The sequence below is a fragment of the Coleofasciculus sp. F4-SAH-05 genome, assembly GCF_040222985.1.
Lineage (GTDB): Bacteria > Cyanobacteriota > Cyanobacteriia > Cyanobacteriales > Coleofasciculaceae > Coleofasciculus > Coleofasciculus chthonoplastes.
Map to the genome: position 1 here is coordinate 26,408 of NZ_JAVKBY010000097.1, position 19,214 is coordinate 45,621.

At 45.6% G+C, this 19,214-nt stretch carries 13 protein-coding genes; 7 read left to right on the forward strand and 6 right to left on the reverse strand.

Going from position 1 to position 19,214, the window contains the following annotated elements:
* Positions 1-68: 68 nt before the first annotated feature.
* Positions 69-1,961, reverse strand: coding sequence for a methyl-accepting chemotaxis protein (locus RIG27_RS12440; protein WP_446345530.1), 1,893 nt, complete (start codon positions 1,959-1,961; stop codon positions 69-71).
* A gap of 1,282 nt (positions 1,962-3,243) precedes the next feature.
* Here RIG27_RS12440 and RIG27_RS12445 point away from each other — a divergent pair.
* The 3 genes from RIG27_RS12445 to RIG27_RS12455 all read left to right on the forward strand — a co-directional run bounded on the left by RIG27_RS12445 (position 3,244) and on the right by RIG27_RS12455 (position 5,670).
* Positions 3,244-4,212: a hypothetical protein gene (locus RIG27_RS12445; RefSeq protein WP_446345532.1), complete on the forward strand. Its 969-nt coding sequence runs from the start codon at positions 3,244-3,246 to the stop codon at positions 4,210-4,212.
* A gap of 55 nt (positions 4,213-4,267) precedes the next feature.
* Complete coding sequence (locus RIG27_RS12450; RefSeq protein WP_446345533.1) at positions 4,268-4,537, forward strand: hypothetical protein; 270 nt, start codon at positions 4,268-4,270, stop codon at positions 4,535-4,537.
* 494 nt (positions 4,538-5,031) lie between these two features.
* On the forward strand, positions 5,032-5,670 hold the full coding sequence (locus RIG27_RS12455; RefSeq protein WP_446345535.1) for a Uma2 family endonuclease: 639 nt from the start codon (positions 5,032-5,034) through the stop codon (positions 5,668-5,670).
* Positions 5,671-6,050: 380 nt separating this feature from the next.
* Here the strand turns inward: RIG27_RS12455 and dprA are convergent, their stop codons facing one another.
* Positions 6,051-7,175: a DNA-processing protein DprA gene (gene dprA, locus RIG27_RS12460; protein ID WP_446345537.1), complete on the reverse strand. Its 1,125-nt coding sequence runs from the start codon at positions 7,173-7,175 to the stop codon at positions 6,051-6,053.
* 236 nt (positions 7,176-7,411) lie between these two features.
* Here dprA and RIG27_RS12465 point away from each other — a divergent pair, with 236 nt between their 5' ends.
* The 3 genes from RIG27_RS12465 to RIG27_RS12475 all read left to right on the forward strand — a co-directional run bounded on the left by RIG27_RS12465 (position 7,412) and on the right by RIG27_RS12475 (position 10,919).
* The gene (locus tag RIG27_RS12465; RefSeq protein WP_446345539.1) at positions 7,412-8,497 is read left to right on the forward strand and encodes a Fe(3+) ABC transporter substrate-binding protein; all 1,086 of its coding nucleotides are present in this window, start codon (positions 7,412-7,414) and stop codon (positions 8,495-8,497) included.
* 596 nt (positions 8,498-9,093) lie between these two features.
* Positions 9,094-9,699 (forward strand): vWA domain-containing protein, encoded by a 606-nt coding sequence (locus tag RIG27_RS12470; protein ID WP_446345594.1) that lies wholly within the window; start codon positions 9,094-9,096, stop codon positions 9,697-9,699.
* 362 nt (positions 9,700-10,061) lie between these two features.
* The gene (locus RIG27_RS12475) at positions 10,062-10,919 is read left to right on the forward strand and encodes a bifunctional class I SAM-dependent methyltransferase/HIT family protein (RefSeq protein WP_446342263.1); all 858 of its coding nucleotides are present in this window, start codon (positions 10,062-10,064) and stop codon (positions 10,917-10,919) included.
* Between the two features lie 113 nt (positions 10,920-11,032).
* Here the strand turns inward: RIG27_RS12475 and RIG27_RS12480 are convergent, their stop codons facing one another.
* From RIG27_RS12480 to RIG27_RS12490, 3 genes are all read right to left on the reverse strand, one after another.
* Complete coding sequence (locus RIG27_RS12480) at positions 11,033-11,527, reverse strand: hypothetical protein (RefSeq protein ID WP_446342265.1); 495 nt, start codon at positions 11,525-11,527, stop codon at positions 11,033-11,035.
* A gap of 182 nt (positions 11,528-11,709) precedes the next feature.
* Positions 11,710-13,146, reverse strand: coding sequence for a sodium/glutamate symporter (locus RIG27_RS12485; RefSeq protein ID WP_446345541.1), 1,437 nt, complete (start codon positions 13,144-13,146; stop codon positions 11,710-11,712).
* Between the two features lie 192 nt (positions 13,147-13,338).
* Positions 13,339-14,544 (reverse strand): sensor histidine kinase, encoded by a 1,206-nt coding sequence (locus RIG27_RS12490; protein WP_446345543.1) that lies wholly within the window; start codon positions 14,542-14,544, stop codon positions 13,339-13,341.
* A 3-nt stretch (positions 14,545-14,547) separates the two neighbouring features.
* Here RIG27_RS12490 and RIG27_RS12495 point away from each other — a divergent pair, with 3 nt between their 5' ends.
* Entirely contained in the window at positions 14,548-14,673 is a 126-nt protein-coding gene (locus RIG27_RS12495; protein WP_446345545.1) for a hypothetical protein, read from the forward strand.
* Between the two features lie 30 nt (positions 14,674-14,703).
* Here the strand turns inward: RIG27_RS12495 and RIG27_RS12500 are convergent, their stop codons facing one another.
* Positions 14,704-18,735, reverse strand: a complete 4,032-nt coding sequence (locus RIG27_RS12500; protein WP_446345547.1) for a response regulator — start codon at positions 18,733-18,735, stop codon at positions 14,704-14,706.
* Between the last annotated feature and the right edge of the window lie 479 nt (positions 18,736-19,214).

Below are 19,214 nucleotides of genomic sequence, written 5' to 3' on the forward strand. Positions count from 1 at the left end.
TTCCACCGGAACGTCTCTACAAGATCCCTAGACGCGCCATGGCGCGTCTCTACATCACCCCGGCTCAGTTAAACCATCTCTTGCAATTCCAGAGAGGTTTCGTTCAGTTGCTGAGTCCCGATCTTGGTTTGATTAATTCCTGTGGCGGTTTCTTTTGCCCCCTTATTAATGGTTTCCATCGCTTCAACGACTTGTTGAATCGCATCGACTTGCTGTTTTAAGTTCAGCGATATTTGTTGGTTGTTTAGCACTACTTTGTCCACCGCATCGGCTACACCGGTGAACGCTTCATTAGTTTTTTGGGCAATTTGCACACCGGATGCCACGGTTTTGGTTCCTTCATCTGTCACCATTACAGTTGAGTTAATCGCGCTTTGAATTTCGGACACCAGTATGCCAATTTTGTCAGCCGATTGTTGACTTTGATCGGCTAATTTGCGAATTTCATTGGCAACCACAGAGAAGCCTTTCCCATGTTCTCCCGCACGCACCGCTTCTACGGAGGAATTGAGGGCTAACATATTGGTTTTGTTGGCTAATTCAGACACCAACTGGGAAATACTACCAATTTGATTTGCCTGTTCAGAAAGACGAACAATCTGTTGTGCGATCGCGCCAACTTTATTTTCCAGAGTGTACATCCCTTCCAGGGTTTCACCAACCGCTTGGGTTCCCCCTTTCGTCAGATCCAGTGCTTTCTGGGCGGCGGCTACAGCAGCCTTGGCTTGTTCAGCAGATTGTCGGGAGGAGGCTTCTAACTCATCCATGGTGGTAGTGGTTTCATTCACCGAAGCCGCTTGCTGACTCGCCACCCGTTCTTGTTCTTCTAAGGTGGAAAAGATTTCTTGGCTAGCGGTGGAGATACGAGTCACAATTTGTTTAACTAAATCTGCCAGTTGACGAGTTCGGAAAACGCCCACGGGTAACACAGCGGCGAGGGAGATTAAAATAATCAGCGTCGCTACCACTTTAAAAGCCGTCACAGACGCAAAAACTGTGCTTTTGGGAACAGTACGGATAGCCACTAAAAAGCCAGGTTGATTGGGATCTGGATCAACGGTGGCGTAGCTGATTAGCTCATTGCTTCCTGTACCAATTAATCCCTGTTTACCTTGCAGAATTTGTTCAACGATTTGGTCAGAATAATCCTTTGCCAAGGTTTCGTCATTATCCAGATCAAATCCCCATTCTTTCTCATCGTTGGGATGAGAGAGATAGTAGCCCTCTGCATTAACCAGTAAGGCGGTTTCGCCCTTGCTTAAATTGGCATCCTCGATATATATGAGAAACTTGTTAGCAAAAACATTGGCAATCACAATTCCCTGTTTTGTACCGGCTGCATCAGCAACAGGTGTGGCGTAGCGAATTACTGGTTTAAACGGGGTTTCAATTTTTCCTTGTTCTTGATTTAAGTTAACCGGGGAGACATAAACCTCACCTGGATCCAGTTTCATCGTTTCCACAAAATAGTCGCGATCGCCTTTATTTTGCAACTCAGATTTGGGGATAACTGTCGTTGTTGTTCCATCGGAATCAACCCTGACCACTTCCTGACCATTTTCGTCAAGAAATCGCAGCTGCATATATTGAGACTTCGCCTGCATTAGACTCTCAAAAATGGTCTGGGCTTGGTTTACCCAAACATCAGCCGACTGATTACTTTCGGAATCCGTTCCGCCACCGTCTTGCGATCGGATAATCCCTTGAATAGCGGGGATTTTGCTCAGAAACAAGACATCCTCATTAATCCCATCTAAGACAGCATCAATATTTTCGGCATCATCAGTAACCCTGTCCTCAAGTTTAGTTTCCGAGACTTCGGATAAGGCAGTCGAGGACGAAAATATCCCATAAAGTCCCACAATTGAGACGGGAATAAGACTGCTAAAAAACAGCAGCAATAAGATTTGATTCTGAAGTTTTTTCTGGTTGGATAAATTTTTGAGAAAAGTCCTCAACATGGCTGGTTACCTACCACTCTAGATTCCGTTGAACAAATCCATCTCCCTTCCGGAGACGGGAGGCGAAAAAATACAGTCCATTCATTTCCTTGGAGCTCCCCTAGTCTTCTGTTTTGCCAGATTAGGGGGGATGGGTTTTTACCCGAATACTCTTAGCACAGGGATGAAATTGGTTACATCTTTACCGATAAATTCACTCAGGGCATTTTTCCTAAAGGATAAGCCAAACGTATGCTGCAAAATCGTAAGTCTGTCAAGGTGTAGGTCATCGCAGGATACTTGCTGTTTAGTTCAGTTGAATTTAAGTTTGCTCGTTCAACATAATTTAGAGATAACCCTGGTTTAGCCAATCTGTAGGACGAGAGCCTATCATCGTTTTTGGCTGAATTGAGAATAGAAAGTCAGCCTGTACACAAATGCTGGGTTTGAGCAAGATTGAAGCCAAATAACCTGACGAGCTATTGGCTTTGATTGATATACATTCTATAGGAGCGTTTAACCCAGACCACTAGAGACACCCAGCTTTTTTATCCGATCAGACTGTTTTCGACATCATTCCTATGCTATTGCACTGGATGTATTTTCGGCAACAAATTTATCAATTGTTTATAATTTATGGGCAATAAATAAAAAACAGTATTCAAGTTAATTAGTTTTCTATTTGCAGAATTAAAATTTTATCTTTAAGCCAACCAAGCTCTATATGAAACCCTGACTTATTCAGCGAATCGTCAGACAAGAATGACATACATTTGTCATACATTTATGGATAATGTATTACGAGAAATAGTATCAGGATAAAGTCTATGTTCGTAGTAGGGGATGCGAGCCCCTGATTTTATAGGTTTTCCGGGCGTAAGATTAATTCATCAAATAAAGTGAGCCACGTCACTACACCCCACTTACACCTCAAGCCACGCCAGTAGCCAGTAGGTTGGGTTGACGCTTGTTACCCAACAGGCTAACCCCTGTGCAGCGCAGCGGAAATTACCCGCCCGTTAACAAGGGACAATCAGATACCCCCAACCTGAGTGCCTTCTGATACTGAAGTTAGGTTGAATGGCACTGACTGGTATGTTGGTGGGCAATGCCCACCCTACGCTATATCAAGAGTTTCGGCGAGCCAAAAATGCAAATTTTCAGTACCATTAAAGTTAGGTTACTCTACCCTTCAAGTTCTCCTAGGCGAGTACGAGAAGTCTCAGCCTACTTACCTCAACCCAACCGACAAAAGTATTCTTGCCTAAAATGGTAAAAATGAGTTTCCTGTAGGAATTGCATCATGGTGGAACCGGGGACAGCTTTGAGTAGTGTCGGCGCTTTAATCGTTAAAAACTTAGAACTCAAGCAGATTTGGCTGAAATTACAGCAGGAAAAGCTGGAAGAATACGTTAACGATTTTTTCAAAGACTGCCTCAGCAAGGGGGTACTATTAGCCTCACCGGATGTCCTCAAGAAATCCTTACTGGAAGCTTTAGCCCAATTCTTGAAACTAATCGAAGATGAACTATTTGAATGTGAGTTAACGGGAGCAGAAATCCGCGACACCTATCAAGTCGAAATCGGGCGGTTTATCCGAGATGACGAGGTAAAACCGCTATTGGGAAAAGCCTTTGAAAAAGATTGCCGAGGAATTGACGCCAATCAACTAAGAACCATTTGGGTACAGCGCTATTCACCCAATATGCCGACTGGGTTTAACTGGGATGGGATTGCCAAGAAATATGTCAAGGAAGTGAAACGCCTTGTCCGAAATTCGCCAAAATTAAAGGAACTGTTAGAATTAGAGATTCAGGAATCCATAGAAGAAAAAGTTCGAGAAATTGCTGGAATTCCTCCGGATTTTAATTTACCCAAATATCAAGAGGGATTACGGGAACGCTACAGCAACTTAAATCTATCCAGTTTAGACACAACAGGCTGCGCCTATAACCAACTGAAACTCTGGCGACTCTTCATTCCCCAAAATGTGCGACAAGTTCATCAGGTATTACCCCAAGTCTATGAACTCCCCAAAGAACATCAATGGCGACTGCGAGAGAGTAATCAACTTGATACAGATATATCCATCGAAGAGTTAACCGACTATAAACAGGTTTATTCTCAACAGCCGATTTGTTCTATCAGAGAAATTATTCAAGATAAAGATAACTATCCCTATCTGGTGATTCTCGGTGATCCGGGTTCAGGTAAGTCTACCTTATTGCAATATTTGGCATTAGAAAGAATTAGCCAGAGGCTGGAAAAATGACCCAGACACCTTACCGATTCTCAAACAAAAAGCCCAATCTGATGACGATTGGCGTGTGCGACTTGCAGCAGTGGAAGAATTAGCCAAAGGCTGGAAAGATGAGCCATGGCTATTTGAATTATTACGCGCTCGCGCTCTGAATGATCCCTTTGTGCGAGAGAAGGACTGGCAAAACAATCCTCGGCAATTAGCACTTCATATCATTATCAAACAATATCCTAACCATCCCCAGACTCTACCCTTGCTGTGCGACAGAGCCGAAAATGATCCTGATGAGCAAGTTAGGAATTTTGCTCAGAATAAATTGGCACAATTAGAGAATTAAAATACTTAAATATGCTATAATATTAGCCATAAATTTTATTTACAGAATCCAATCTAAACAACGTTAGTGTTAAGTGAAAAGGCACTGACTTTAGAGTTTGTAGTCAGCGCTTTAGCGCTTCTGGCACGCTTCGTGCCTACTACGAACTTAATTCAGCGACATTCGTGTTAAATGTGTAGGGGCGGGTTTCACAACTATCTTTTTGGTTGCACCCAGATGTGACTAAACCCGCCCCGACTCAGATGTTTATAATTCCCCTGAAAACAAAGGGCGACCCGATCGTCTGTAGGGGCGGGTTTTACCGATAACATGATCTTCAAAACTGGTAACTTATGTAAACCCGCCCTGTTTCTGGAGTTGTCAATTTATGCAAGCGGGTCGCCCCTACAGGATAATCTTATTAGAGATGCAAATTTTGATACAATTTAATCAATATCCCTCAACGACAACACAACAACATATAACTAAGTAAATTCTACTTAGGTTTTAAGACTATGACACTCGCCAAAGAAGAAATCATTTATCCCTCTAGTGATGGTAAACCCATGGCAGACAGCACCCTTCAATATCAATGGATTACCAAAATCCAAGGCGGCTGTGATGCTTTATTTAAAGATGACCCCAATGTATTTGTAGCCGGAGATTTACTTTGGTATCCAGTTGAAGGCAATAACACCATCTCCCAAGCGCCCGATGTTATGGTTGTGTTTGGCGTACCGAAACGCGATCGCCGTTCCTACCTACAATGGCGCGAAAATAATATCCCGCCGCAGGTTGTCTTTGAAATCCGTTCCTATCATGACAGCCAGACCAAAATGGATAAAAAACTGGCATTTTATAACCGTTATGGTGTGGAAGAATATTACCTCTATGATCCAGACAATAAAAACTTGAGAGGGTGGCAAAGAATAGAGGGACTATTAGAAGTCATTGAACCCATGTCCGGCTGGGTCAGTCCTCGCTTAACGGTGCGGTTTGAATTAACAGAAACAGGGTTAGAATTATATCGACCAGATGGGCAACGGTTTTTGTCCTATTTAGAATTAGAACAACAGCGAGAACAAGAAGCGCAACGCGCTGAACGGTTAGCGGCAAAATTGCGGGAGTTGAATATTGATCCAGATAGTCTTTAAGGCAATTTAGAGGTTTGTAGTTGCGCTGTCTTCGCCATAAACGTTCCCATCGTTTACTACAACAGTCATGGTGCGTTACGCTACCCTTTGAGAACGCTACGCGAACGCTAACATACCCGATAATTTAGCTCAGTCAAACCGAAACTATCAGGGGAGGCAGAGCCTCACCGCAGGCATTCCCAGCCCTCACCCCCAGCCCCTCTCCCAAGCTTGGGAGAGGGGAGCAAGAGGGGAGCAAGAGGGGAGCAAGAGAGTCCGGTTCCCCTTCTCCCCTGGGTGGGAGAAGGGGTTAGGGGATGAGGGGGAAATAATAAAAACGTGCAGGTACACAGCCCTAAAACCGGGCGCACGTCTGTGCGCCCCTACGATAAAATAATTTATCAATTTCGCCGATATAACATCCCCGGCAACTGCGACACTAACCCCTCTAATTCCAACTGCAACAAAACACCGGAAATCTCCGCTACTGTCATCCCCGTTTCCTGAACAATCACATCCAAAGGCGTCGGTTCAATCCCTAAAACCTGAAACACCTTTGCCAACTCTGGCGCTAACTTCGGCGTCGCTTTAACAGGTTCTGGCTCAAATAAAGATAACTGTTTCCCGCTATCCAATTCCGGTATCGCTCCCAACATCTCTAACAAATGCCCTTCACTCAAAATCACACTTGCTCCCCGATTCAATAATCCCAAACATCCCACCGCATTAGGATTATCCAAGGAACCCGGTAACGCATAGACATCCCGACAAAACTCATTGGCTTGATACGCCGTAATCAACGCCCCTGATTTTGTTGGCGCTTCCATCACTAAAACCGCCCGACTCAACCCGGCAATAATGCGATTGCGTTGGGGAAAGTGGGGACGATTCGGCTTGGTTCCGGCGGGATATTCACTTAATACTAATCCCCGGTCTAAAATAGTTTCATACAGTAATTTATTCCGGGGTGGATAAATCACATCAATTCCTGTGCCAAAAACCGCTACCGTTCTCCCACCCGCCTCTAAACATCCCTTGTGGGCTTCGGTATCAATCCCGGCTGCCATTCCAGATACGATAGTAAAGCCCTTTTTTGCCAGCGCTGCACTAATTTTTCTCGTCCAACGCTTGCCATAATCCGTCGGTTCACGAGTTCCGACGATCGCAACCATCGGCTTCATCCCCTGATTTTCCTGCTGATCCACTTGTCCGCGATAGTACAATACGGGCGGCGGACTGGGAATCTCTAGTAATAAGCGGGGGTAGTCGGGATCAGTGGGTGTCCAGAAATAGGGATTTTTGATACAGTGTTGTTCCAGAAACTGTTGGGGATTGAGGTGCGATCGCGTCTTCTCCACAGCCTGAACTAATTGCCGCCCAAACCCTTCCACTTGACCCAACTCCCTGGCTGGAGACGCCCAAGCCTCTGCTAATGTGTCAAAATGCTGCTGTAGGCGTCGCAGTAACACCGGTCCCACACGCGGGACTTGTGACCAAGCTAACCAATAAGCGCGATCGTCTGCCAACAGATTATCCTCCCTATCAGTGTTAAGAGTTGCCTCTCCCCACCACAATACTTATTCAACAGCCTCTAATTAGAACTCAATTAAGAATTAATTGCATTAACAGGTACAATAATCATCTGTCTACTCCAGTGCAGCATCGTAACCCTGAGTGAACCCCTGGCAATAGCAACGGGTCACTGATCAAGGGTCGCGGCTCACTGGGACTCAACCTAAATCACAAAAAGACTGGTTCACTAATGAAAATTACTAGACGTAGTATAATTGGACTCTGCTCTGGACTCGCCCTGTTAGTCGTTGCAAGCTGTTCAAATCCCAACGAACCCGCCGATACTGCAAGTACAGATGGCGCGGCTGAAAACACAGCCGATGCGGGAGAAATTAACCTCTATTCCGCCCGCCATTATGACACCGATGATGCCCTCTACGAGAACTTCACCGAAGAAACGGGAATCGAGGTGAACCTGATTGAAGGAGACGCCGATGAGTTGATCGAACGGATCAAGAGTGAAGGCGAAAACAGTCCGGCGGACGTATTAATTACCGTTGACGTGGGGCGCCTGTGGCGGGCACAAGAGGAAGGCTTGTTACAACCCATTTCCTCAGAAACCTTAGAATCAGCCGTTCCCGCCAATCTCCGTGATCCCCAAGGAGAATGGTTTGGGTTATCCAAACGGGCGCGAATCATTGTCTATAACAAAGAGAACGTTCAGCCAGAGGAACTCTCCACTTATGAAGCCTTAGCCGAACCCGAATGGAAAGGACGAGTGTGCATCCGCAGTTCCGAAAATATCTACAACCAATCCTTAGTCGCCTCTAAAATCGAAGGCAAAGGGATGGAAGAGACAGAAAACTGGGTCAAAGGCTTAGTGGATAACTTTGCCCGTCCCCCCGAAGGAAATGACACGGCGCAAATTAAAGCCGTAGCCGCCGGTCAATGTGATGTTGCGATCGTTAACCATTACTATTTAGCCCGTCTCAAAAAATCCGATGCAGCCGAAGATCAAGACGTAGCGGAAAAAGTAGACGTGTTCTTCCCTAATCAAACCGCCGATGGGACTCATATCAACATCAGTGGTGGTGGTGTAGTTACCAATGCACCGAACCAAGAGAATGCCGTTAAGTTTCTAGAGTACCTGGTGACACCCGAAGCCCAGGAAATCTTTGCCAATCAAGCGAATGAGTATCCTGTCGTAACAGATATGGAACCCAATCCCGTTGTGGCTGACTTTGGCGACTTCAAAGAATCAGAGTTAGATGTCGTCAGTTATGGAGAAAAGAACCCAGAAGCCGTGAAATTAATGGATCGGGCAGGATGGAAATAATCCTAATCCTGTAACCTGTAGGACAATGCTTGCGAATGTGATAAAAGAACGCTCAAAGCCAATAAAATCGTTAGCGGCTCTAACGTATTTCGGTCATTCCAGGGCAAAATGTTAAATTCGCTAGCAGCATCCTGTAGGGGCGGGTTTCACTACTATCTTTTCGGTTGCACCCATAAGTGACTCGCGCCCGCCCCGGCTCAGGTTTCTATACTTCTCGTGAAAAGTCAGGATATACCGTAGGGTGGGCAATGCCCACCACCCTTAAGTTGGTGACATTCAACCAAAAGGTGTATGACCTCAGGTACGCATAGAGGTAGACTAAAAAGTAATCAACAGTTGAGGGGAGCAGATCAGGTTTGTACAAGATGTTCAAGCTCACCTGCTCTCGTTGGGTTTTGTTCCTCAACCCAACCTACTTGCGTTGACATACACCCGCCCTTGAGTACCAAAACCGAGCGTGTAATCAGTGCTACTACCCTCGGACATCCCCAGCCCGATCGCTCTCATAAATCCGTGAAATCAGTGTGACCAAAATCCCAAATCTCCACCCCAATCTCTCTATATAAATCCGCGAAATCAGTGTTATGGCAGATTCAATTATGGAAAACCGCGACTACACCCTAATCATCGATAAAAGTGGCAGCATGTCAACGCCTGACCAACCCGGTGGGCAAACCCGTTGGTATACCGCCCAAGAATCAACTCTCGCCCTCGCCCGAAAATGTGAACAGTTTGACCCCGATGGTATAACCGTTTACCTTTTTTCCAGTCGCTTTAAACGCTACGATAACGTTATCTCAGACAAAGTGGGACAAATCTTCTTAGAAAATGACCCCATGGGACGGACTGACTTGGCTAGTGTACTTCAGGATGCACTGAATAGCTACTTTCAGCGCAAATCAGCCGGACAAACCAAACCCGAAGGCGAAACCATTTTAGTCATCACCGATGGGGAACCGGACGATCGCAAAGCTGTGATGCGAGTGATTGTGGAAGCGTCGCGTCAGATGGATCGGGATGAAGAATTAGCCATTTCTATGATTCAAGTCGGTAACGATCCCACAGCCACGCGATTTCTCAAGATTCTCGATGATGAATTGCAAGGGGCGGGTGCCAAATTCGATATCGTTGACACCGTTACCCTGGATGATATGGCAGATATGACGTTACCTGAAATCTTGTTGAATGCGATTCAGGATTGAACCTTAAGCGGGGCGGGTTTACTAAAGTTATTGGTTTGATTAATAATGTTATCAGTTAAACCGTCCCTACTAGCCGAAGTCTTAGTCAATGCGATCATCGATTAATCGCTAATCCGCTCATTTTACTTTTTCGGTTGGGTTGAGCGAAGTCGAAACCCAACCTAATACGAATGTAGCTGACTTAAGCTGGGTTCGTAGTAAGCGCTTTAGCGCTTACTACAAACTCTAAAGTCAGTGCCATTTAACCTAATACGAAGGTCACTGATTTAAGGTTGGTGGGCATTGCCCACCCTACGGTATATCTAACCCAACCTAATTGTAGTTTGCGGGCAACTGTGGCTTTTGGGGGGAGTTCCTGTCCGATGAAAAAGCAAGCCAATACATTCAGTCATCTCACCGCAAAAGACAGAGTTTATCTCTCCTTTCCCGGACAGCTTCTCGTTGATAAAAAGCTGCTTCACGGCAAAATTTTAGACTTTGGTTGTGGTTTGGGTAATGATGTCAAACTTTTGCGGCAAAAAGGCTTTGATATCACCGGATATGACCCCTACTATTTCCGCGAATACCCCACGATTAAATTTGATACCATCCTCTGCTTTTATGTGTTAAATGTTCTCTTTGCTGAAGAACAAGCAACGGTTCTCATGAACGTTTCCCATTTATTGAAACCTGGCGGAAAAGCGTATTATGCCGTGAGGCGAGATCTAAAAAAAGAAGGATTTCGAGAACATTATATTCATAAAAAGCCCACCTATCAGTGCATAGTCAAACTCCCATTTCAATCCATTCACCTAGACGAGTATTGCGAAATTTACGAATACGTTCATTATAACTATCAAAGACATTCAGAAAATAAGTGCATCTTTTGTAACCCCCGCAGAAGTCTGCGAGTCCTAACCGAGTCAGCCACAGCTTATGCCATGTTCGATGGGTATCCAGCTAGTAAAGGTCATGTTCTGGTGATTCCTAAACGTCATGTTGCCAATTATTTTGATCTGGACTTTAAAGAACAATCCGCTTGCTGGTTCATGGTTAACAAAGTCCAAGAGTTTTTAACCGATCAATTTCATCCCGATGGGTTTAATGTGGGATTCAATGTGAATCGAGAGGCGGGACAAAAAATGATGCACACCAGTATTCATGTTCTCCCGCGTTACCAGGGAGATGTTATGGGTAAAAAGGGAGGCATCAGATATGCGATTCCCAAACGAAAATTTTAATCTGAAGTTCCCCCTCTGCAAATGTACTAAGTCACGCATCGTAAGAAAGTTTATTTCAATCTTAATGTTCCTTAATAAACAATATTGGGTTTACCGAACTTAACTTAATCCCATCAATGATACATCTGTAGCCGAAGCAGGTAGTGACCCAGGCGCACCTTACCAGACCAGAGTTCATAGTCAAGTTCCAAGCTTTGGGGTAAGGGGTATCCCTCTAGTTTCAGCATCCGGGTATAATTTCGCAGTTGCAAAGACTGATGGTTCTTTGTCGCCTTTTCATGAAGCCAATAGCGACTGATACCATAAACCCCTCGCTCCCAACGGTGACGATAACTTAAGTTATCGTTTGCCTGCATCGTCATAATCATCCGATAGGGGGAAATTTCTAGCCACAAGAGTCGCTGGGGAGTGCGCTTAACGACATCCGTGGGGCTAGTTTGGGGAGGGTGTCGGAATTCCCATTCCGGGAGTGGGGGTTCTCTCAAGAGTAAGTGAAAGCGATCGCGTTCTTTTTGATACAGCGTAGCCGCCGTTTCGATCGTGAACCAAATCGGCAGATCCGTCGATACAACCGAAAGGCAAACAGGTAAGCGGTGATGTGTGAGCATGGATCTTACAATGTAAAAGCAGACGGATAGCATACTTTCCTACAAACCCCGTGACCGCAATCCGGGACTAAAAAGCCAACTAGATACCTTCTGATTCGTGGATATGCTCATTTTAAGATAGGTACGATAGAAGCGGTGTAGAGACGTAGCATGCTACGTCTCTACACCGCCAACCCCTTTCCCTATTCAATCCCTTTTTCCGATTTTCTAGCTCGTCTCGCCTGTTTACCAAACGCCAGAAATCCAAAAATCAGCCAAGCGACGAGAATCCCGCTAGTGAGAAACAAGATGGACACTAGACCGAATTTAGCAATTAGACTTGGTGCGGCTGCGGTGAATAATCCACCGCCAACAATGGGTTCAAAAAATAACTGTTTGTAGGCAAAACTTTCAAAGGCACCAGAGCGATTGTCGGGGTCAACCATTCGCAATAATAAAATACCCGTTGCCGTGACTCCCATCGATTGTCCTAAATCACCTAGCCCCCGTTCAAACCAGTAAGAGGGAATCACGCGAGGGGCGAGATAAAGGAAGGCAAAAATATTCCAAGTTATCCCAGCGACACTCAGCAGCAGAAAAGAACCGAAGTTTTCTCCGAGTACGGTTAGAGAAATGGTGGCTAAGGCGGTAACGACAACAATATCTAAGGCGACTCCAGCAATATTATTCATTAAAGGGCGAATAATTAGCGGATGCAGTCCTAACCGTTCCATGAGTAACTGGACAATAATTCCGCCTACTAGCGCCATGGGAAAGAGGGGGACATAAGTCATCATTTCAAATCCGCCTATACCCCATGTCACTGACTCGATCCAGATTAATCCTTGCAGAAGTAACCAACCGATCGCGATCGCTAATCCAACAAAGCCGAAGTTCAGCGATAGCGGATCAATCAACATATTCCGCATCAGTCGAGATCGCGCCCTGCGGATTTGCGGGGTTTCACTGTGGGTGTAATCTTCAAACCATTCCGGTTCAGCTACATTTTGCTGAATGCTTTGGACATAGCCTTTACGTCTTCCCCAATTCGCCAGTACCGTTCCCGTGACAATCCCCGACACAATCCCTACCGTGGCTAATCCTACCGCTAAGTCAGCGCCATCGGGAAACCCCAACTCTTGAAACGTTCCCGCCATCCCTGCGGCTGTACCATGTCCCCCTTCAAAGGCGATTTCAATTAAAGCCGCCGCTGTCGGATCGATCCCAAATAAAGGGATGAGGATCAGCAATGTGAGTAAAATACCCACCACATATTGTCCCCACGCCAGACTTTGCCCAAATACAACTTGAGGTGCGGCTTTATTCCAGATGTCTCGGGGATGGGGAATCGATTCACCCAAAAACAAGGCGGCGAAGACAATATTGATGAATACCCCAGGAGACTGTGACCACACCTCCCGAATGGATTCCGGAAAGACGCCATTGGCTAGGGGTGAACCTGAACCCGCGATCGCACCCAGAACCTCAGGTCCCAACACCAGCGCCACCACGCCAGCGACGATGGATTCGGGAATGTAGAGTTTCTGTATCCAGCGGACTTTTTGGTGAATCAACCGCCCCACCAGAATCAGGAGTGCAACCAAGATAAAGGCAAACAGGGCATCTTTAAGATTAAGCATGGAAAAACAAACGTTGCTGTAATGTTTTAAGTCTGTATTGATTTAGTCACAGATAGAGGGAAAATTTTATGCAAAAGTGAGCGGACTGTTACAAATCTTTAAAATTCCTCGGATCAGAATCAGTAGCGGAAACCAGGCAGAGAGTTCCAGAGTACAAAGCGGCAAAAATAATTTATGATGTTATAAATCAGCTTAATTTAGCAAACATTTTTTAAACGGAAGTTTAATAATCATCTCAGTTCCGACATCCGGTTGAGAAACACACTCCAACTCACCGCCATGCTGATTTACCACAATTTGATGGGCAATTGATAGCCCTAATCCTCTACCTTTACCCACAGGTTTTGTGGTGAAAAACGGATCAAATATTCGAGGTTTTACACTGTCGGATATGCCAATTCCATTATCAATAATACAAATAATTACTTGACCGTCGTTTTGCAGAGTCGTTTGAATTTTAATCGTTGGGATAGTTTGAGGTAAATATCTGTTATCTTGCTCTTTTTCTTGATCCATTTCTAAAGCATCAATAGCATTATTAATAATGTGGATAAAAACCTGATTAAGTTGTCCTGGATAGCATTCAAATGGGGGCAGGTCGCTGTATTCTTTTATGATTTTAATTCCGGGCTGTCCGGCGGAAGTGGATAAGCGATGTTGGACTAGAAAAAGAGCGCTTTCTATTCCTTCATGAAGATCGACTGGTTTCCGTTCAGCTTCATCGAGCCGGGAAAACTTCCGCAAGGATAACACCAATTCTCGTAGGCGTTGAGTGCCGACTTTCATCGAAGCCAATACTTTGGGAAAATCTTGGCTTAAAAAGTCAAGATGCACATCAGTTATTTTGTCTTGCAGACGCGGACTCGGATGGGGATACTCTTGTTGATAGGATTCAACTAGATCGAACAAGTCTTGGCTATAGTCCTCGATGTAGGATAAGTTGCCATGAATGAATGTAACTGGATTATTAATTTCATGAGCAATTCCAGCGATCATTTGACCCAAGCTGGACATTTTTTCACTCTGAACTAATTGAGATTGAGTTTGCTTGAGATCGTGCAGAGCTTGTGAAAGTTGTTTGTTTAATTGATGCAGCCGTAATCCCGAACGCACCCTGGCTTGCAATTCACTGGGTTCAATGGGTTTTGAGAGAAAATCATCCGCCCCCGAATCTAACCCTTGGACGCGATCGGCGACTTGTTCACGTATGGTTAGTAGAATCAGAAAAATGGTTGCTAATTGCGGATCTGCCTTGATGCGGCGGCACAGTTCTAAGCCATCGAGTTTAGGCATCATCCAATCGCAGATGATTAAGTCAGGTTTAAGTTTTTGGGTTTGTCGGAGTGCCGCTTCTCCATCATCCGCTAGCAGAACTTCATGACCTTCACTCTCTAACAATTCTTGGAGAATGATTTGGACGGTTATATCATCATCAACGGCGAGGATTTTTGCCATGGTTATTTGTCATTTGTCATTTGTCATTTGTCATTAGTCATTTGTCATTGGTCATTAGTCATTTGTCATTAGTCATTGGTCATTTGTCAGGGAAAAGGAAATTTATGATTTATCATTCATGTTGCGGATGTATTCGCAAGCCGCAGTTAGTTGTCGTTCTAACTCAGTAACGTTTTCTTTGATCGCGGCTAGAGAACCGGAACGTCCATGGTTTTCGACTTGGGCGGCTAATTCTGCGATCGCGTCCATGCCTAAATTGGCACTTGATCCTCTCAACCGATGGGCTTTGGCATAGATTTGTTCATAATCTTCGGCGGCAATTCCGGTTTGGATATCTTTTAAATCCGCTTCCGCATGTTCGATAAAAGCGTGCAACAGTCGTTCTTGAGCCGATTTTTTACCGAGGGTGACACGCTCAAGGTGTTCCCAGTTAATTGGGGAAGTGTTGAGTGTTGAGTTAATGTCTTCCTTACCATCTGCCATCTGCCCTTTGTCCTCTGCCTTCTCGTTTCCTTCTTTCATCTGCCCTTTGTCCTCTGCCTTCATAGAGTCATCTGCCATTTGCCCTTTGTCTTCATCATGTCTAATCTTGGTTGCCCAATACTCTAACCGTTCGCTCAACATTTCCTCATCAACAGGTTTACTGATATAGTCATCCATACCAACTGCCGCACATCGTTCTCGATCTTCAGGAAACGCATGAGCGGTTAGAGCAATAATAACCGGATGAGTGCTACCGTAACGCTCAATCAATTTAGTGGTAGTCGCATAGCCATCCAGAACAGGCATCTGACAGTCCATGAGAATGATATCGTAGGAATTTTGCTCGACTAATTCCAGGACAACTTGACCATTGGGGGCGCAGTCAGCCTCATAACCTAACATCTGTAACTGATTGAGAATAACTTGTTGATTGATCGGGTGATCTTCAGCTAAGAGGATATTCAGAGGAGTCGCAGGTTGTTTATGAGTGAAGTCTCCAGTCGTTGTATGTTGGGCTAGTTCTTCCTCCTGCTGTTCTTTAATCATTTCGGGCGCTACAGCCGCCATTAAACTATCAAATAGCCGTGAGGCTCTCACAGGCTTGAGCAAATAACTCGCCGCTCCCATAGACAGTAATTGTTCGACTTGATCCCGTTGATTCATCGGTGTCATCACCACGGCTTTGGTATGGCTCAACGCTGAATCAGAGCGAATAGTTTTAATCAGGGACCCATCCTCGATTTGGGGCAGTTGCCAATCACAGATCACCACATCATAAGGCTGGTTAACCGCAGCAGCTTGGCGCAGGGCATCTAGGGACAGTTCTGCGGAGTTGGCTTCATCAATCCCAATTCCCCAGGTATTGACTAAGTAACGCACTGATTGGCGGGTAGTGCGACTTTCGGAAACGACCAACAGTTTTAGATGGGTGAGGGCAAAGGGAGTGGTGGGAGATTCAGCGTTCGTTTGGGTGTCAAATTTTGCCGTAAACCAGAACGTGGACCCTTTACCCACCTGACTTTCCACGCCGATTTCGCCGCCCATCAAATCGACCAACTGTTTGCAGATAGCTAACCCTAAGCCTGTGCCGCCATATTGACGAGTGGTCGAGTTATCAACTTGGGAAAAGGATTGGAAGAGTTTTTCTTGACCTTCTGGGGAAATGCCCACTCCTGTATCGGACACGGCAAAGTGGAGCGTGGCATTTTTGGAGGTAGCGGTTTCTAAGGTGACATGGATAACCACTTCCCCTTGGGGTGTAAACTTGAGGGCATTATTTGCTAGATTTAACAGAACCTGTCGCAGTCTAGCCGGATCACCTTTGAGTTGTCGGGGGACTTGGCGGTCAATTAAGGTTGCCAATTCTAACTTCTTCTCTTCGGCTTGAGTGGCTAGCACATCAAGAACCGATTCGATACAGCCATCTAGGTCAAACTCAATGGTTTCGAGTTCCATTTCTCCAGCTTCTAGCTTGGAGAAATCCAGAATATCGTTGATGATGGTCAGTAAATGGTCAGCACTACGGCGAATCGTTTGGGCATAGTCTCGCTGTCGCAGCGTGAGTTGAGTCTGTAACAGGAGTCCCACCATGCCTAAGACGCCATTCATCGGCGTGCGAATTTCATGACTCATGTTCGCCAGAAACTTGGACTTAAACCGTACCGCTTCCAGTGCCGCTTCTCTGGCTTCGACTAATTCGTTAATCTGGTCGGTGGCAATGACAATCCCACCCACTTGACCATTCGGAGTATACCAGGGGTTAATTGCCCAGCGCATGTAAACGATAGAACCATCGCTACGTTCCCAGACATCTTCTGGGTTAGTGATCACTTGCCCCGTGAGCGCCCGTTGATGAATCTGCTTCCAGTGTTCCGGTACATCTGGGATCATCTCGTAATGGCAGCGACCAATGATGGATTCCCCCTCAAGCCCTTGCACCGTGAGCCACTTTTGGGAATGAGCCATATAGCGCATTTCCTTGTCAAACATTGCCATTGCCATGGGCGCACTGGCGATCACTTGTTGCAGTTGTCGGCGTTCTCGCTCTAATGAGTCTAAGGTATTGTCGAGAAGTTGGATTTGATCTTGGGTTTTCGTGTAGAGATGGGATTGGGTGCAAGCACTGGCAATTTGTTTAGAAATGGCTTCTAATAGTTCGATGTCGCTGGGACTCCACGACCAACTTGTGGCGTGGATACAGATTAAATAGCCCAAGAATCCGGTTTGAGGACGGATGGGAATCGCTGAATAGTGACCATTTTCCAGGATATAGGTTTCCTCTGAAGAGGTAGCAGGATGGGACGAGAAAGGGTTATCTGGGGTGTTTTCTAAACCAGCATTATCTGATTGACCATTGATCATGGATACTTTAAAATCAACGGTCTCACCCTTGCGTAACTGAGTCTCTAAGTTACCGGACGTCGCTATCTTTAACTGTCTACATTCGCTCGATAAACCCTCCTCCGTGTACATATATGCAATTCTTAACGTCTGATTGTCGAGCAACCAGCCGAAAATGACTCGTTCTAAGCCCAGCAGCGATGTCAATTCTTCTAAAGTAGCGGGTAAGGTGCGATCTAGGTCGAGTGAGGAATGAATGCGATTGGTCAAGCGATTGAGCAGTGCTTCTTTGGCGGCTTTAGCCCGTGTCATCTCAAAGAGTTTCACCTGTCGCCTGATGAAAAATATGGCAACGAACAAGAGGGCAACCAGAACGATAGCTAGCAAGTTGAGTGACCAGATTGGACTTTCTATTTTCTCATTGTTCATGACTAAGGCAATTGACCAGTTTGCCTCTTCTAGGTGGACATACGCCACGTAAACGGATTCCCCGAACAAGTTTGCCTGTTGAATTCCTTGTTCTTGGTTCACCATCTGGCGAGCGATCGCGGCTAGATCCGGTTCGGTTGACTCCAGTAAACTGGAATCAGGTTTTCTTTCAGTTCCTAAGGGTTTTTCCTCTGGATAAACAATCGGCACGCCTCTAGAGTTGAGGGCAAAGGCGTAGCTATCCTTGCCATAGGATATATTTTCAACAACTTCTTCCACACGCTCAATATCGATCGCACCCGCCGTTGTACCAACGGTTAGGGGAGGCTGAGGGGGCATTGCCACAATCGGGGCGGCAATGGCAATAATCGGTAATTCGGTCGCCCGACTGATTAGGGGATCAGAGACATACACTTTTCCCGCCATCGCCTGTTGGAAATGTTGGCGATCTTGAACATTCCCCTGACCTTCATTGCTGCTTTGAAAGGTTCCATCCGCCCTGATCACAGAAAACGAGGTAAAATCCCGGCTGCGTTGGACTTCTCGTTGCAAGTACGGTTTAATCTGCGACCAGTCCATCGATCGCAGGATCGGGGTACTGGCGATCGTTTCGACTTCAGCCTTGCGCGTGGCTAACCAGCGATCGATTTCACTGGCTTCTGCTTGCACTGAATTGAGCGCGTTTTGTTTGATGTTTTCTAGGATTAGCTGGCGCACGCCAAAATAGCTGACTGCGGCGACAGCGCCAATCGCTACGGTGGTTAGACCCACTACCATCCAAACTAGAAAATGACGGGGACGCCAAGACTTATGAGGCTGTGCCAACGGTTGCTGATGATTATCTTGGGGGGTCGTTTCTAGAAAGGGTGGTTTGTTCATCATTGGTCAAACGTCAAAACTATTGACTGGGTTTAGCTTGGGGGATCCGTGTTAGACCTTGAGCGCTAACCATTGAGCTAGGCGCTGTTCGTCGTCGGCGCATGATTCGCCACGATCAGGTTGGATATGAGTTGTCGCTTATAGTTTCAGTCCTTCGCTCTTGGGCTACTGATTGGATATCCCAACCCCATCTGAAATTGATCGTGATTAGCGCAAGAACGACAGGAGTGTGGCTTTGATGTCAAGGTCTTAGCTTTTTAACAGTTCTCAAAAGCTATTACAATAAGCTAAAAATGTAAAGAACTCGATAACTTCTCTTATTTTACATAGTCCTCAATCATCTTTACCAACAAATTTTGATCATTCCCTTCTCTACGCTTATTGCTCCCATTTTTTGTTTAGTGAGGTATAATGTACATCGAGTTTGTTTGAGTATTTATGCTCTCTCTGGCTCCAAAAGAGGGAAAAGGTTAATACCGTTT